The organism is Halobacteriovorax sp. XZX-3 (assembly GCF_043196495.1).
In the GTDB taxonomy this organism is placed as follows: domain Bacteria; phylum Bdellovibrionota; class Bacteriovoracia; order Bacteriovoracales; family Bacteriovoracaceae; genus Halobacteriovorax_A.
Genome location: NZ_JBEBMO010000001.1, coordinates 660,134 through 674,598 on the forward strand (window position 1 = coordinate 660,134; position 14,465 = coordinate 674,598).

Annotated in this window: 19 protein-coding genes; 7 read left to right on the top strand and 12 right to left on the bottom strand. The window is 37.1% G+C overall.

Translation table 11 applies throughout. The features are described from left to right. Window positions 1–136: 136 nt before the first annotated feature. Window positions 137–877 carry an endonuclease gene (locus tag ABMA70_RS02990; protein WP_158246836.1) on the top strand — a complete coding sequence of 247 codons (741 nt, stop codon included), beginning with the start codon at window positions 137–139 and terminating at the stop codon, window positions 875–877. 4 nt (window positions 878–881) lie between these two features. On the opposite strand, the gene ABMA70_RS02995 is transcribed toward ABMA70_RS02990, so the two are convergent. The 3 genes from ABMA70_RS02995 to ABMA70_RS03005 form a co-directional block, all read right to left on the bottom strand. Continuing rightward, window positions 882–1,712, bottom strand: a complete 831-nt coding sequence (locus tag ABMA70_RS02995; RefSeq protein ID WP_103217492.1) for a thioredoxin domain-containing protein — start codon at window positions 1,710–1,712, stop codon at window positions 882–884. Between the two features lie 138 nt (window positions 1,713–1,850). Continuing rightward, window positions 1,851–2,540 carry a response regulator transcription factor gene (locus ABMA70_RS03000; RefSeq protein ID WP_392991636.1) on the bottom strand — a complete coding sequence of 230 codons (690 nt, stop codon included), beginning with the start codon at window positions 2,538–2,540 and terminating at the stop codon, window positions 1,851–1,853. Window positions 2,541–2,542: 2 nt separating this feature from the next. Further along, window positions 2,543–4,111, bottom strand: a complete 1,569-nt coding sequence (locus ABMA70_RS03005; RefSeq protein ID WP_103217494.1) for a sensor histidine kinase KdpD — start codon at window positions 4,109–4,111, stop codon at window positions 2,543–2,545. Between the two features lie 120 nt (window positions 4,112–4,231). On the opposite strand from ABMA70_RS03005, the gene ABMA70_RS03010 reads away from it, so the two are divergent. After that, complete coding sequence (locus ABMA70_RS03010; RefSeq protein WP_103217495.1) at window positions 4,232–5,002, top strand: 3'-5' exonuclease; 771 nt, start codon at window positions 4,232–4,234, stop codon at window positions 5,000–5,002. Window positions 5,003–5,079: 77 nt separating this feature from the next. After that, complete coding sequence (locus ABMA70_RS03015; RefSeq protein ID WP_392991633.1) at window positions 5,080–5,478, top strand: DUF309 domain-containing protein; 399 nt, start codon at window positions 5,080–5,082, stop codon at window positions 5,476–5,478. Here ABMA70_RS03015 and ABMA70_RS03020 read toward each other — a convergent pair. Then, window positions 5,401–5,820 (bottom strand): group II truncated hemoglobin, encoded by a 420-nt coding sequence (locus ABMA70_RS03020; protein ID WP_392991631.1) that lies wholly within the window; start codon window positions 5,818–5,820, stop codon window positions 5,401–5,403. The genes ABMA70_RS03015 and ABMA70_RS03020 overlap by 78 nt on opposite strands. A gap of 49 nt (window positions 5,821–5,869) precedes the next feature. Next, complete coding sequence (locus ABMA70_RS03025; protein WP_392991629.1) at window positions 5,870–7,135, bottom strand: S8 family peptidase; 1,266 nt, start codon at window positions 7,133–7,135, stop codon at window positions 5,870–5,872. Window positions 7,136–7,332: 197 nt separating this feature from the next. Here ABMA70_RS03025 and ABMA70_RS03030 point away from each other — a divergent pair, with 197 nt between their 5' ends. The 4 genes from ABMA70_RS03030 (at window position 7,333) to ABMA70_RS03045 (ending at window position 10,463) form a co-directional block, all read left to right on the top strand. After that, the gene (locus ABMA70_RS03030; protein ID WP_392991627.1) at window positions 7,333–8,040 is read left to right on the top strand and encodes a VC0807 family protein; all 708 of its coding nucleotides are present in this window, start codon (window positions 7,333–7,335) and stop codon (window positions 8,038–8,040) included. A 19-nt stretch (window positions 8,041–8,059) separates the two neighbouring features. Beyond that, the gene (locus ABMA70_RS03035) at window positions 8,060–9,112 is read left to right on the top strand and encodes an aldo/keto reductase (protein ID WP_392991625.1); all 1,053 of its coding nucleotides are present in this window, start codon (window positions 8,060–8,062) and stop codon (window positions 9,110–9,112) included. 89 nt (window positions 9,113–9,201) lie between these two features. Next, window positions 9,202–9,810 (top strand): hypothetical protein, encoded by a 609-nt coding sequence (locus tag ABMA70_RS03040; RefSeq protein WP_392991623.1) that lies wholly within the window; start codon window positions 9,202–9,204, stop codon window positions 9,808–9,810. A 95-nt stretch (window positions 9,811–9,905) separates the two neighbouring features. Further along, a complete protein-coding gene (locus tag ABMA70_RS03045) occupies window positions 9,906–10,463 on the top strand; it encodes a hypothetical protein (protein ID WP_103217501.1) in 558 nt (185 codons plus the stop codon). 149 nt (window positions 10,464–10,612) lie between these two features. Here ABMA70_RS03045 and ABMA70_RS03050 read toward each other — a convergent pair whose 3' ends face one another. The 7 genes from ABMA70_RS03050 to ABMA70_RS03080 form a co-directional block, all read right to left on the bottom strand. Beyond that, entirely contained in the window at window positions 10,613–10,831 is a 219-nt protein-coding gene (locus ABMA70_RS03050) for a hypothetical protein (RefSeq protein ID WP_103217502.1), read from the bottom strand. A gap of 90 nt (window positions 10,832–10,921) precedes the next feature. Continuing rightward, on the bottom strand, window positions 10,922–11,227 hold the full coding sequence (locus tag ABMA70_RS03055) for a GIY-YIG nuclease family protein (RefSeq protein ID WP_103217503.1): 306 nt from the start codon (window positions 11,225–11,227) through the stop codon (window positions 10,922–10,924). An 81-nt stretch (window positions 11,228–11,308) separates the two neighbouring features. Beyond that, window positions 11,309–11,761 (bottom strand): hypothetical protein, encoded by a 453-nt coding sequence (locus tag ABMA70_RS03060; RefSeq protein ID WP_392991621.1) that lies wholly within the window; start codon window positions 11,759–11,761, stop codon window positions 11,309–11,311. A 120-nt stretch (window positions 11,762–11,881) separates the two neighbouring features. Beyond that, window positions 11,882–12,496 (bottom strand): hypothetical protein, encoded by a 615-nt coding sequence (locus tag ABMA70_RS03065; RefSeq protein ID WP_392991619.1) that lies wholly within the window; start codon window positions 12,494–12,496, stop codon window positions 11,882–11,884. An 80-nt stretch (window positions 12,497–12,576) separates the two neighbouring features. Continuing rightward, window positions 12,577–13,047, bottom strand: a complete 471-nt coding sequence (locus ABMA70_RS03070) for a hypothetical protein (RefSeq protein ID WP_103217506.1) — start codon at window positions 13,045–13,047, stop codon at window positions 12,577–12,579. A gap of 439 nt (window positions 13,048–13,486) precedes the next feature. Further along, window positions 13,487–13,741, bottom strand: coding sequence for a hypothetical protein (locus tag ABMA70_RS03075; RefSeq protein WP_393022119.1), 255 nt, complete (start codon window positions 13,739–13,741; stop codon window positions 13,487–13,489). Between the two features lie 2 nt (window positions 13,742–13,743). Then, window positions 13,744–14,439, bottom strand: coding sequence for an RHS repeat-associated core domain-containing protein (locus tag ABMA70_RS03080; RefSeq protein ID WP_392992272.1), 696 nt, complete (start codon window positions 14,437–14,439; stop codon window positions 13,744–13,746). Window positions 14,440–14,465: the final 26 nt, after the last annotated feature.

Below are 14,465 nucleotides of genomic sequence, written 5' to 3' on the forward strand. Positions count from 1 at the left end.
CCTCACCGAGGTCCTGTTTTTTTATTGGGACTATATTTCGGGTAAATTCTACAATCTCCTACCATCTGTTCATAAATTACCGTAAAAGCTAATTATGTTACGTACCACTCTAATAATTTTAGCAACATCACTCACTATGGCCCAGGCAATAAACCTCAAAGGCCACGGTGATACGAAAACACAAATCGATCAAGCAAAATTCAGAAAGCGTCTTTCTGATTTGATGAAAAAAGGAAAGAGAACTCTTTATTATAAAGAAGCACGTCTTTACCTTTTTAATAATATCTACGCCTATAATAAATCTGGATCCGATAATAAGTTTCTAAAAGACCTTTACTGCGGAAATGAGTACGAAAATAATGTCGATATTCAATTAGACTCTGAAAACCTACCTGATGGTAATATCATCAACACTGAGCATACATGGCCGAAGTCTCGATTCTTTGACTATGGTGAAACTGTTGAACACGGTAAGAACGAATACGATGATATGGTTGCGGATATGCACCACCTTTTCCCAACAGACTCTTTTGTTAATAGTATGAGGGCCTCATATCACTACGGTGAAGTTGACGACAATAAACTTCAAGACTGTGGTGAATCTAAATTTGGAAAGAATAAGAAGTATCCAAATATGCCGCTTTTTGAACCACCTAATGAAGTAAAGGGTGATATCGCTCGTGGGCTATTCTACTTTGCAGTAATGTATGAGCTTCCAATTGATGATCGTGAAGAAGCATTCTTGAGAGCTTGGGACAAGTTAGATCCTATCGATGAATTTGAGAAGTTTAGAAATGATGAAGTTGAGAAGTATCAGGGCAACCGAAATCCATTTATCGATTACCCTGAATTAATTGAACTACTGACGGACATTTAATTTCTTACTTGATCTTCGCTGCCATCTCGCTAGCAGGATCCTTAGAGTTTCCATTTAAACGACGATCTAAGATCATTTTGAAATGAGAATATGGGTATGCGCCTTTAACAGGGACACCGGCCACAACAAAACCAGGAGTGCCACTAAAGCCCAATTTATTTGCACTTGCTACGTCCGCAGCAATCTTATTCTCGACACGTTTTGAGTTTACTAATTCCTTAATTTTCCCAATATCTAATTTCATTTCTTTAATTAAACTAAGGAAATATTTTTCACCATGACGAATCTTATTTTGATTCTTTAAAATTGTTTCATGAAAGTCGAAGGCCTTTTGGCCATATTCAATTCTAATTGCTTCATAGTATTTTGCGGCCAATCTTGCATTTGGATGAATTGAATCAATTGGCAGGTGGCGATAGACAAAGGCCACATCATCTTTATACTCATCAAGAACTTGTTTTACTGTCTCAAGGGCACGATAACAGAATGGACACTGAAAATCAGAGTATTCATAAATAACCACTTTCGCATTAGGATTACCAATGATTAAATCTTCACTATGCTTTTCGACTTCAATAGGGTCTTTAAATGCGGCCTCTAAGATTTCCTGTTCTTTCTTATTGCGATCTTCAAGGGCCTTCTCTCTCATTTGAGATGCCATCTTCTGAAGTGTTTCCATAAACAATTGCGGGTTCTTCTTCATCACTTCAGTTAAAATCTGCGGATTTTCCTCAAGAGTTTTTTGCAGATCGCTCGCCGATTGCTTCGACTGACATGACGCTAAAAAAAGTGCCACGCAGGCAAAGAGAAGTGGAATGGTTATACGCTTAGACATAATGGCCCCTTAGTAGTTGTTCATATTAACTAACCTTTCGTTATATTATGGCCAAGCTTTATTCAATCTTCGTTAGAGTTATGTCAATTCTTTGAAAAAAAAAGGGCCTTTGAAAGGCCCTTAAATCATTTTTTATTCTTATTGAGCAAATTGTGGACGCAGCTTATAGCCGATACCTCGAACCGTTTCAATTAAATTTTCATTAAATTTCTGACGTAATTGAAGAACGTGTGTATCTACGGTACGAGTTGATGGATAACACTCATAACCCCAAACCTTATTTAAAATCTCATCACGAGATAGAGCGCGATTTGGATTTTCCACAAGAAGCTTTAGGAAATCAAACTCCATTTTAGTTAGTTCGACTAAGTTTTCATCCCAAGTAACTTCTCTTGTATCATTATCAATCTTAAGTTTTCCAAGAGTTAAAACACCTTTAGTATCAAGATCCTTAGCTGTAGCTCCTTGATCTCCAATACGAAGTTGCACACGAATACGAGCAAGTAGTTCACGAGACTCAAATGGTTTAGTCATATAGTCGTTTGCCCCTGACTCAAGGCCAACAACTTTATCAATCAGATCAGTCTTAGCAGTAAGAATAATCATAGGTGTATTATTATTGTTAGAACGAATCTCTTTTAGAAAATCAATCCCCTGGCCATCTGGAAGCATCCAATCTTGGATAATAAGATTAAAACCTTTTAAATCAATCTTTCTTGCTTCTTCTAAAGTTTGTGCCCACGTCGTATCAAAGCCTTCCATTTTAAGAAAATCAAGAATTCCCTTACCTAGTGAAACATCATCTTCAACTAATAGAATCTTATCCATAATTACTTCCTTTTAGGTAGCGTGATAATAAACTTCGTCGGCTTCTTAACCAACTCAATTTTTCCACCCCATTCATCAACTATATTTTTAATAATATTTAAACCTAAGCCTGTACCTGAACTTTTAGAACCTTTAACAAACTCACTTGTTAGAGTATCAAGGTCTCTTGTAATCTCTCCACCATCACCGACTTCAACAACAAAGAATTTATCTTTTTCATAAATCTTTAAATAGTGCTCTGGCGCACCATGAATAAAAGAGTTCTCAACGAGATTTTTAATGAGAATTTGAAACCAATAATAATCGACAAAGATCGTATCTTTCACATCAATCGATAATTCTATTTCCTTATCATAAGTTTCCTTAATAGGAATAATTGTATCATAGATAAGATCTTCTAAGTGCTCTAGCTTTTCATAACTAAAAGTTAACATCCCTGAGGCATTAGAGCCTTGCAGGTAGTGCTTAGACTTTTCTGTTAGACGTTGAAGGCGATATACTTCTCCAGCAATTCGAAGAAGATCTTCTTGCTGTTCTTCATCCAATTTATCAATAGAGCGGTTCATCTTCTCAACAATTAAAAGAAGAGAACTAACAGGAGTTCTAAACTCGTGTGTCAAAACTTGAAGTGCCATTTTCTTACGACTCTCCTCAACCTTATCATCCTTGATCTTACTGAATAGTAGCCAAAGAATAATGAAGAAGATAACCATGATCCCGGTAAATGATGTCAAAGTCGAAGTAGAGACAGTCTGTAAGAGATGTCTTGTGTTCTGTCGCCAACAAATTGGACCGTCGTTGTAGACACACCACTTACCTGCACGTGCTCTTGATATTTGATAAGGCGTTTGATCGAGAAATCTTTCAATGGAATCATTTGAGTAAAAGCGATACTCGAGAACATTGTATTGGCGTGGATACTTTATTCGTGCCAATAAAAAGTTCTTTGCTAGAATAGTTCCTTCCTCATTAATAATATCTTGTAGAGTTTCCTGAGAAAGACTTGCAAGTAGACCGTAGATTCCACCAAGTGGCCCGATTTCACGTTGAAGTTGTGCAAGTTCTGAAACATGGAAGTAAGAAAGTCTACGCCTTACCCATGACGTCTGTGACGCCTGGCCTGTGGCCAATTGATATTGAAACAAGAGGTATGCGTAACTAACACCAGATTCATGAATATAAGGTGGAGATTTCACAAACCAGTTAGGAATATTTCGAATTCTTCCACAGCGGATTTGTTCCCAGACACCTTTTTTACGTGTTCCCGTAAGCTGAGATTGAAGAATCTCGATATTTGAACAACCTTTTGAACTTGAAAGTAGAGATGCATCAAATTCTTCAATAGCAAGTGAAGGATTAAGTAGCTGGAACTGCTCATCTGAGTAATACAATGATGAGAAGTTAACGATGGCGTATGGTGTAATTGTAGTTTGCATCTTAACTTTTAGCTCATTGATCTCATCAATTTGATACTGACTAGCAAATCGAGGAGCGAAAGTTTTTAAAACAAAACTTCCTGAAAAGAAGGCAACAATTAACGCCGTGAATATAAGTACAATATAAGGTTTCATTAAATCTAAGTAATCCCAGCATTTACAATATTAAACGTATCGTTAATAATTGTCCTAAATAAGTCAGAATATTGTCAATTAATCTTATGGCACACAGCAAGACCAACAAAAGGACGTCAAATGCTCATTCTTGGAGTTGATTTAGAAGGTATTAACGAAAATCTAACGCAAAAAGGTGTAAACCTTGAAGTTGACCGCGTTACGGAAATTGGAGCAGTCCTTTGGGATACACGCATCAACTCTCCAGTAAGAATTTTCTCAGAACTAATTGACGAGAAAGACCGTCTAAAGCTTACAGAAGAAGTCATTGAGCTAACTGGCATTGATGAGCAATTACTTGCTGAATGGGGCCGCAAGGGTGATGAAATCAAGATGGCCCTTGAAAGAATCGCACTTCTGATGAAGAAGGCCGACTATATGATGGCCCATAATGGTGCTAAGTATGACAAGCCAATGCTTACGGCCATGTTTAAAAGACATGGTATTGAGATGCCAAATAAAGTTTGGATTGATACTCAAGAAGACGTTGAGTACCCAAGAAAAATTACTCATAAATCAATGGCGCTTCTTGAGCACTCACATGGATTTATTAATCCATTCCCTCACCGCGCCGTAACTGATGTTCTAGCGATGCTAAAGATTGCTTCTCACTACGATTATGCACGTATGGCAAAGCTTGCTAGTGCACCTAAAGTTAGAATCGTAGCGGAACTTAAGGCGCCGAATTGGAAGAATCGTCAAGAAGTTGAAAAATTCAATACGATCAAGCACAAGGTTGCTCGTGCAAGATTCCAGTGGGATCCAAATGAAAAAGTTTGGTCAAAGATAGTTTCTCAAGTTCATATTGATGAAGGAAAACTTCTGTACGACTTTGATTGGAGACTTTCATAAGATATTCCACTCGAGCACTACCACCATATAAATTTCGACCGGGAGTGAATCCACATCCCTTGAAGTCTGGTGGCCATATGGAAGAAAGCGGCGAGCCTCAAACAGCTCGCCTAAAATCTAGTGAAGCTTTTAAAGATAGTGAAGATTATCTGTATGCCATTGATTTGGTAAACCAAGGATATTTCTGGGAGGCCCATGCCTACTTAGAATCCTTATGGAATGAGCATAATCGAACTGATGACTTTGCCATTTTATTTAAGGCCATCATTAAAATAGCAGCAGGGCTATTAAAATTAGAAATGAAGCAAGAAAGTGCATTTAAAACTCACTTTGAGCGCTGCCTTGAGCTACTTAATGAATTAAATTACGAAGTTTTTTGCGGAATAGAAATCGAAGATCTAAAAGTCTTGGTTTCTCATATGCTCGGCGAATCTTTCGAAAGCACCCCAGAGTTCTTTATCAAACTCAGGCTTTAAATTCTTATGATCCATGGCCTTTCTCATGCAATAGAGCCACTCATCTCGCTCAGCAAAACCAATCTTAAATGGAAAATGACGCTTTCTCATACGAGGATGGCCGTACTTTTCAATATAAAGACTAGGGCCACCTAACCAGCCAGATAGAAACATAAAAAGTTTCTTATTAGCACTTTCAAGTGAGCTTGCGTGAATAGCGCGACACTTGGAAGCCTTTGGGTCAGTATCCATGATCTCATAGAAGTTATTAACAAGTTCTTGAACGCCCTCGGCGCCACCTAATTTATGATAAGGAGTCATTTTTAATTTTCGAATAAGGAATTCTGGTAGTTTGATTTTCATAAATAAAAAAGGGAGTCGCTAATACGACGACTCCCCTCTTTATATATCACTAGTTTTGGATATTGTTAAGTAGGCGATAAGCTTCAATACGTCCAGACTTAGCTTTTGTGATAAGTCCTGCATTTGGTACTGAAGTTGAATAAATTCTTTCTTTAATTTGAGAGAAAGTTAGCCCTTCTTCTTTTGATAGTAGAAGTCCAAGTACCCCAGAAACCATTGGCGTTGCCATTGAAGTTCCAGACATCTTCTTATAACGATCACCTGGTACAGTTGAAAGAATATTTGAACCTGGTGCAAATACGTGAACTGTATCTTGTCCGTAGTTAGAAAAAGATGAGCGGTTACCTTTACCATCCATTGCACCAACAGTGATTACGTTTTCAACATCGTAATTTGCTGGGTAAGTTGGTCTTGCATCGTTGTCAGCTGAAGAGTTACCAGCAGCAGCTACGAAAAGAACACCTTTATCACGTGCATTTTGAATCGACTCTTTAAGTGCTTCAGAGTACTCTCCTCCACCCCAAGAGTTTGAAAGAATTTTTGCACCATTTGCAACAGCGTAGTCAATTGAAGAGATTGCATCAATTGTTTCCCCTGAACCACTGTCACTTAGGAATTTAATCGACATAATTTTAACATTTGCCATAACACCCATGATACCAGTTCCATTGTGACGAGCACCAATTACACCAGCACAGTGAGTACCATGAGAGTGACCGTCCATTGGATCACCGTCTTTATTTGCAAAATCGTATCCATAAACATCATCAACAAATCCGTTTCCATCATCATCAATTCCGTTTCCAGCGATTTCACCTTCATTCTTCCAAGTGTTAGCTTTTAGATCAGCGTGAGTATAATCAACACCTGTATCAATAACTGCAACAACTAGATCGCGATCACCTGTTTCAACATTCCATGCAGCAGTTGCATTGATGTCTTCACCAGCTTTTCCTCTTGAGAACCAACCACTAGAGTTGCGTCCGTCATTCATTAATCCCCATTGCTTAGAAAATTGCTCATCGCGATTTTCTGTTAATGAAGCATCATCATGTTGAGGAGCTGAAAAATCATTTAAGTTAATGATCCAGTTCTTCTCAACATACTCAACTGCTGGGTCTTGAACAAGGCCTTCAAAATTTTGCTTAACAACAGCAAAAGTACCAAAGCTTAGTTTTCTAACCTGAGCATCTGCCATATTCGTGTTAACAAGAGACTCGAAACCTGGCTTTAGTTTTACAATGTAACCATTGAAGTTTTGAGCTGAAGCGCTCAGCGCACATGTCATACCAAGTGCAAGAAATAATTTTTTCATGAGTTATCCTTATGTTCATCCGTGATCAAAAGTAATTCGGTAAAAAAAATGATTTCATTTTAATTTTCTTAAGACAAGTTCAGATTACAGGGTGTAAGAAGTTGTTACAATACCCGACTTTTCACATTGGTCTTTTAAACCTTTTCCTACTTTATTGATTTAGGTATTATGAAGGGCAAATTATAAAAGGATTATAAATGTCAGATTCGACTGAAACGAATAACGTTCAAAATAAAAATGAAAACCCGTTCATCAACATTCTCTGTAATGTTGTTATTCCATCGGTGATACTTACAAAATTTTCAGGGCCTGAAAAACTAGGCCAAGTAAATGCTCTTATCATCGCCCTTGCCTTTCCTCTTTTATATGGAGCATGGGACTTTATCTCTAAAAGAAAGTTTAACTGGATTGCGGCCATTGGTCTTGTGAGTGTTCTCCTAACAGGAGGAATCGGTTTATTGGAATTAGATCGCACATGGATGATTGTAAAAGAAACTGCTGTTCCACTTGTAATTGGTCTTTTTGTACTTGCTTCTCAATTCACAAAGAAGCCACTTATTAGAACTTTATTTGAACAAATTTTTGATATGGAAAAAATCCACATGGCCTTTGAAGCAAGAGGATTACACGACGACTTCAAACAAAAGATTCACATTGCAGGATTCTACTTTTCTTCAACATTCTTTCTGTCAGCATTTTTAAATTATGTTCTTGCGGCCATCGTCCTTAAAGGAGCACCAGGTACAGTTGAGTTTAATGAAAGCTTGGGAAGAATGACAGCTCTTAGCTTTCCAGTAATCTCTGTGCCAACTTTAATAGTAACAGTCATTATTATTTTTACTCTAGTAAATTACATCAAGAAACAAACACAGCTTCCATTAGAAGAAATGGTAAAGCAGCAATAATAAATATAAATGAGGGATTATGAAATTTAATCAACTTGGAAATACAGATATAAAAGTTAGTGAGATTTGTCTTGGAACAATGACATGGGGTGAACAAAATACCATTGAAGAGGCCCATGAACAACTTGATCTAGCGCTCGACTATGGAGTTAACTTTATTGATACAGCAGAAATGTATCCAGTTCCTGGTCAACAAAGTACATACACAAAGACAGAACAATTCATTGGCAAATGGGATAAGATGCAAACTCACAGAGACAAGTTTATTCTTGCTTCTAAAGTTGCTGGCCCTGGATCAATGGATAGCTACATTAGAAATAGTGACATTAGAAAGATCGCCTTTTCAAAAAGTGATATTAAAACAGCTTGCGAGGCCTCTCTAAAAAGACTTAATACAGAATATCTAGACCTCTACCAAATTCACTGGCCATCGCGTGTGACAAATTTCTTTGGCCGTCTAAATTACGAGCATATCACTCCTGAGATTGAAGTGAGCTTCAATGAAAGAGTCGAGGCCATGGATGAGCTTATCAAAGAAGGAAAGATTCTTCACTGGGGATTATCAAATGAATCACCATGGGGAGTTATGAAGTATCTTGAAGCGGCCAAAGAAACAAATATTGCACGCCCAGTTTCAATTCAAAATCCATACTCTCTACTTAATCGCTCATTTGAAGTTGGTCTTGCAGAAATGGCAATTCGTGAGAAGGTTGGATTACTTGCTTATTCACCTCTTGCTTTTGGCGCGCTCTCTGGAAAGTATCTAGATGGAAAGAGACCTGCAAACTCTCGCCTAACTAAATACGGTGAATACTTCACTCGCTACTCTTCAGAACATGCACAAAATGCAATCAGAGCTTATGTCGAACTTGCTAACGATGTTGGACTCTCACCTGCAACTCTTGCACTAGCTTTTGTGAACAAGCGTGAATTTAATACATCAAATATCATCGGTGCTACGACAATGGAGCAATTAAGAGAGAACCTTGCCACAAGTGAAGTGACTCTTGATAGCGACACTCTGAATCGCATTGAGGAAATACACAAGGTGTTTACTATACCTTGCCCATAAGACTGGCACTTTCTGCCACTCACTCCACTAAGTTCTTGATTTAATTTAATTTGATAAAATCTAGAACAAGAACTTATGTGGAGGCGTTCATGTTTTCAAAATTTAAGCAAAAGAGTGAATTCGATCTTGGCAAACAGGAGCTTGCAAAAATCTTCTTTGAATTAGAAGAGTTTGAAGATGCACCTCTTAAGATGGCCCTTGCTAGTTATGAAAACTTAAAAGCAGGAACAAAATCTACAGAAGACTTCTTCTACTACCTAATTGAAGACTCAATTTTTACTTCCCTATACGCTACATTCTATGAACGCATTTTCATGGCCATCAATCAGTATCCGGAACGTGCACTTGAATTAGTTGAGAGCTTTAGTGCAGACGCAGATGAGAGGGAGCAAGTTATTGCAACTCAAACTCAGCAGCACCTGGCCTTTGTTGAAAACTACGGAATGTGTAGCGGATGCGGTTCATGTGAATACCACCAAGACGTTGCAGAGCTTATCGCCTATTATCAAAAGGGTGATATCGACTTCTTTACTGAGTTATATATCGGTATGCAAACAATCCAATTTGCCATGGAATACTTTCTTTACGATTATATTCCAAGTGATCCTAAACTTGTTAAGCTTACGGCCCCTGCCCTAATGCAAAACTGGCGTGAATTGATCTACAATTACGCTAAACTTAAAGCGCGTGAGCTTTAGGCCATAAACTTACAAGTTCTATCTTTAAGCTAGATAAAATTGCATAAACTAAAACTCCTTAATATCATTAATAGGATTATAAAAAGGAGTTTATAATGAAAGTACTAATTAGTTTACTAATGCTTCTGCCTGCTTTCGGTGCAGGACTTCAAATTGGAAATGATCTAGCTTCCAACCCTGTTGAAGGGAGTATCCGCTTAACATGTAATGACAGAAATCAGCACCAAATTCGCTACGTTAATTGTAGTGCAAATTACTTAAGCCCATCTGAGTTTTCAAGCTTTGTTCTAGACGAAGGTGAAAGAGTTGATGCAGATGAAGTAACTCTATACTACAAGGACCACAAGGGACGCAAAAAATCGAAGTCATCTTCATTTGATGCTGAAAAAGGTGAAAGTTCAAAGAAGTTCAATCTTTGGATCTACACTCTACTTCAAAGGCCACTACTTAACTACTACGGTGAAAATGAAATCGAGTACAAGCTAGAAAAAAATGGACGCGAAGTTGCTACTGGAAAGTTCATTGTTAATGTTGAAAAACAAGACACAAAGTACTGTCAAAGCGCAAGCTACTGGTCAAGCAATATGGATGACTGTCGCTTCCCACAAAACTTCTGTGCTCGCTACTTCCGCGATTACAACTACTGCCAATAACCAAGCAAAATACAAAGCCTCCAGTCCGGAGGCTTTTTTTATACTCGAAATATTTTGATTTTGGTTCCAGGTCACTTTTCGTTGACCGAACGTAAAGGAAAAGCGCCAGGAACGCTTATTGCTCCCTCCGGCCAACGATGGCTGACAATCTATTTATTAAATGGAAACCAGCCGTTTCTTTTTAAAACTTTTATGGCAACAAAAATATAACCCCAACTAAAACCTTCAATAAGAAATAAGACCCAAAACGGAGAATCTGAGGTATTTCTATAAATATAAGCCCATAAAAACATCACTGACGTAGCAAAAGCTGCTACGATACCTAGAGGTATCATGAGCTTTGTAAAGACTTCTCTCTGGTCATTCATTTCTAATTACCACCACATTAGATTTTGGTTCCAGGTCACTTTTCGTTGACCAAGCGTAAAGGAAAAGCACTAGGAACTCTTATTGTAGATTTATTTATCACCACAGGGAGGGTTATATTTGTCTCTTATTTGGCTTTCAAATCCCCTTATTTGTTCATCAGTGTAACCTGTCATGTCACGATAGCAAATTCTTAAGACGCCACTACAATTCTTATCCCAACAATCCCTTCTGTCGTGGTCACTAATTCTTTCATTTATATTTGAGGACATCCCAACATCTTTTACATAATGCTTATTATCTTTTGTACAAATAATTGTATAAACTCCAGCTACATCAGGAAGTTGATCGGCCTCATCTAAGTTTATACAAATAAATTGTTCTTCTAGTATTTTCATTCAAACTCCTTGTAGTTTTGCCAATGGGAAACTGCCAAGAAAAGCAATTTCTTAGAATACAGATGTATTTTTTGGCAAATATTAGGCAATTTTAGATTTCTCCCATGCTTTGGTTATCGCTAGAAATCTATTTGTTGGCTGCGGATATTTTATAGCTTCAATGAAATTCCAATCATTAGAAAATGTTATAGTCTTAATTGAATTATCATCCTTGTATTTTAGATTAATTCTAAGGTGCAAGAGAGGCTTAATTTCAATTACCTTATCCCAATTAATTTTCCTCCCATCTATGACAATGCCGTTCTCTGAAACTTCAACTTTTTTGTAATAAAACAAGGCCCTTGCAAACACGAAAAGGCAAAAGAGTTCGATCACAATCCCAATAATAATAAAACCAAAGAGATCTTTTAAACGTTCCTCTTTTAACCCAAAATAGACTGCAACCAGTACCATACCTAAAGGAGCCAAAGTAAATAAAATGGGGAATAGAAAACGATCTCTAAAATATTCAATTTTTGTGGTCTTGTATATCATTACCTTCCCCCACCAAGAGCAGTACATACACCACCATCTTTATGATGATTTTGGTTCCAGGTCACTTTTCGTTGACCAAGCGTAAAGGAAAAGCACCAGGAACTCATATACCATGTACGCTTATACTGAATCATCTTTAACTTCATCTAACCCCTTAGGAATAATTCGATAAATCATATGTGCAACAAAACCACTACACATAATTAAAGCTGAAATAACTTTAGACAGACAAGGTACAGTGAAAAGATATATTCCTAAGCCCAGTAACAAAAACGCAACAATCAATAAAGCTCTATCAAGTCTAACAGGAACCATCCCCTTATACTTCTTCTCACACACACCACAAGTTTGAGGCTCTTTAATCGCATGTATCCAAGAGATAGTTCTTGTCTTACAATTTGGACACGCAAGAATCGAGAAATCTTTAAATCGTGGCTCCTTAACAAGCCTTAAATCACCATCAAACTCAGTTGGTATGACCCACTTCTCATACTGTCGGGAAACTATATAAATAAAGATAAACAAGAGAGCTAAGGCCAAATAAATTATCAGAATTGTGTATATTCCCTTCTTTGTATCAAGTAACAAGAAGCTAAATATAAAGCAGCATAAGAGATAAGCAATAAGAAGTGTATTCTTATCCCTCTCTTTTTTATCAGTTATTTTGTTTGAGTATTTTGAAATTAGCTTAATTGCATAATTTACAAAGATAGAGATAAACAGATTTATTATCAAAAGTATAAGTAGATCATGATGTAAAAACTCAGGTGTGAATTGTTTTATTAATTCAATGAAGCTTTCGAAAAAATTAAATATCATAGATATTTAGCTACAACTTTTGCCAAAACAGTTATGAATGAATCTCTTTCATCAATTTGATAATAGTTATTAAACTCATAACTATCTAACTCCATCTTTTGATTCTGAGATTCAATATCCTTAAGATTTAAATCACCCAAGATAATACTCTCAATATCCTTAAATACCTTTTTCTCATTATCACAAAAATTATTATCTAAATGTCCAATTGTACGAACCATGTGTAAAACAAAAGACTTTCTGGCAGGAGTTTTAATTAAATCAAGCGCCTCAATATAGTTACCAATAGGCTGACTAAAGCTTTGTCTTAAAACTTCAATGTCTTCCTCAGTCGCATTTAAAAGCTTATGAGAGTTTAATTCATCTATTTTTTTCTTAAACCACTTCTCTTCTGATGAAGAGACGACGCCATCCATATGTATAAGACTTAAGACTAACTTCCATACTTCTAGTAGTTCTTTATCCATCTAGCTTCCTCACAATATTATTATGAATGGATATCGGTATAAATAAGTACAAAAGTGAACAAAATTACGAGCTTCAGAAAAGCAACAGAAAACTAAAACAAATGACTGAAATTATGAAAATACAAAGCCTCCAGTTCGGAGGCTTTATTATTCTATGATTTCAATATCATTTCTAAAACTTTATTTCAAAAACAGAATATGCTTTGCACAAAGAAAAAGCACCTGGATTAATTCACAAGTTGGCAACGTGACAGGATTTACAGTAAACGATGGTATGCATTGTAAAGTAAAACACCTAAAAGAAGGACACCAACAATAAAACTGAAAAGAAATAAATAATATTCTGATTGCTTTCCTTCCAGCTTCTTTTTCATCATTGACTTGAAACCGATAGGAAGGGCAATCAAGCAAAAAACAATTAGAATTATTAACGAATAATTCATCTTAAATAGCTTTGAATTGATGCTTTACAAGCATCGGAACAAGCAAACTTGTAATAGCCAGAAAATCCAATTAAGGCCAAAAGGCATACAAGAATTACAGCTTTTCCCTTTCCAGATGGCTTTTTTTCATCACTTTCAATCTTAGGCTTGTATAATCCAAGTTTATACAAAACAAAGCCTATGACCCACATAAGAGTCACCAGAAGAGGCACGTAAAAGAAGACTGTAACTAACTTATCCATTATTTCCATATTTACTGTCCCAGCGAACAGCCATTTGCTACACCAATTTTATTGTCGCTTATTCCTGTGTCTGCTGCAAGGCCTAATAATGCACCTGCTGTAAAGCCAGCCGATTCACTAACAACAGGAAAGAACACTTTCCCGAGTGCTTTTGCAGTCAACTGTCCAGCACCACCTGCTAGACCAGTTATACCACCTGCAATAGCTGCTTTACCAAAATCAACATCACCAGTGAAAATGATTTGATTTGAACTATTATTTGCGAATCCGGCCAAGGCTGCTAGTCCAAATCCACCAAAACCAGCAGCAGCCCCAGTAACCCCACCGACAATACCAGAAAGTATTACTTGCTGTGGTGTAACGTTCTTAGATTGAAGTGCTTGGTAAACATTTATTCCAGCACCTACAAGTGCACCAGCAATGGCTAATGGGTTTTCACCCTTTGGATCAATAAAGTTCACAGGATCGTTATTTACATACCTGTAAAGGTTCGTATCTCCACCAGCAAACCCAATCGGATCTTTCTGCATCCACCTTCCCGTGACAGGATTGTAATCCCTCGCTCCAAAGCGAGTTAAACCAGTATGAATATCATAAAGTCCACCAGCGTATGCAAAAGGCTGAAACCCTGGATTTGAATCTGATGTAATTTCACCAAATGTATTATAAGTTAAGTTTTGCGCAACTGTACCTGTTGCAATATCCACGACCTTCAAGACACTTCCTAAATTAT

Excerpts from the sequence above, each read along its gene's own strand:
- ABMA70_RS03045 (WP_103217501.1), top strand. The coding sequence starts at position 9,906 with ATGAAAGTACTAATTAGTTTACTAATGCTTCTGCCTGCTTTCGGTGCA.
- ABMA70_RS03055 (WP_103217503.1), bottom strand. The coding sequence starts at position 11,227 with ATGAAAATACTAGAAGAACAATTTATTTGTATAAACTTAGATGAGGCC.
- ABMA70_RS03060 (WP_392991621.1), bottom strand. The coding sequence starts at position 11,761 with ATGATATACAAGACCACAAAAATTGAATATTTTAGAGATCGTTTTCTA.
- ABMA70_RS03040 (WP_392991623.1), top strand. The coding sequence starts at position 9,202 with ATGTTTTCAAAATTTAAGCAAAAGAGTGAATTCGATCTTGGCAAACAG.
- ABMA70_RS03020 (WP_392991631.1), bottom strand. The coding sequence starts at position 5,820 with ATGAAAATCAAACTACCAGAATTCCTTATTCGAAAATTAAAAATGACT.
- ABMA70_RS03075 (WP_393022119.1), bottom strand. The coding sequence starts at position 13,741 with ATGGAAATAATGGATAAGTTAGTTACAGTCTTCTTTTACGTGCCTCTT.
- ABMA70_RS03010 (WP_103217495.1), top strand. The coding sequence starts at position 4,232 with ATGCTCATTCTTGGAGTTGATTTAGAAGGTATTAACGAAAATCTAACG.
- ABMA70_RS03030 (WP_392991627.1), top strand. The coding sequence starts at position 7,333 with ATGTCAGATTCGACTGAAACGAATAACGTTCAAAATAAAAATGAAAAC.
- ABMA70_RS03050 (WP_103217502.1), bottom strand. The coding sequence starts at position 10,831 with ATGAATGACCAGAGAGAAGTCTTTACAAAGCTCATGATACCTCTAGGT.
- ABMA70_RS03005 (WP_103217494.1), bottom strand. The coding sequence starts at position 4,111 with ATGAAACCTTATATTGTACTTATATTCACGGCGTTAATTGTTGCCTTC.
- ABMA70_RS03025 (WP_392991629.1), bottom strand. The coding sequence starts at position 7,135 with ATGAAAAAATTATTTCTTGCACTTGGTATGACATGTGCGCTGAGCGCT.
- ABMA70_RS03035 (WP_392991625.1), top strand. The coding sequence starts at position 8,060 with ATGAAATTTAATCAACTTGGAAATACAGATATAAAAGTTAGTGAGATT.
- ABMA70_RS03015 (WP_392991633.1), top strand. The coding sequence starts at position 5,080 with ATGGAAGAAAGCGGCGAGCCTCAAACAGCTCGCCTAAAATCTAGTGAA.
- ABMA70_RS03070 (WP_103217506.1), bottom strand. The coding sequence starts at position 13,047 with ATGGATAAAGAACTACTAGAAGTATGGAAGTTAGTCTTAAGTCTTATA.
- ABMA70_RS02995 (WP_103217492.1), bottom strand. The coding sequence starts at position 1,712 with ATGTCTAAGCGTATAACCATTCCACTTCTCTTTGCCTGCGTGGCACTT.
- ABMA70_RS03000 (WP_392991636.1), bottom strand. The coding sequence starts at position 2,540 with ATGGATAAGATTCTATTAGTTGAAGATGATGTTTCACTAGGTAAGGGA.
- ABMA70_RS02990 (WP_158246836.1), top strand. The coding sequence starts at position 137 with ATGGCCCAGGCAATAAACCTCAAAGGCCACGGTGATACGAAAACACAA.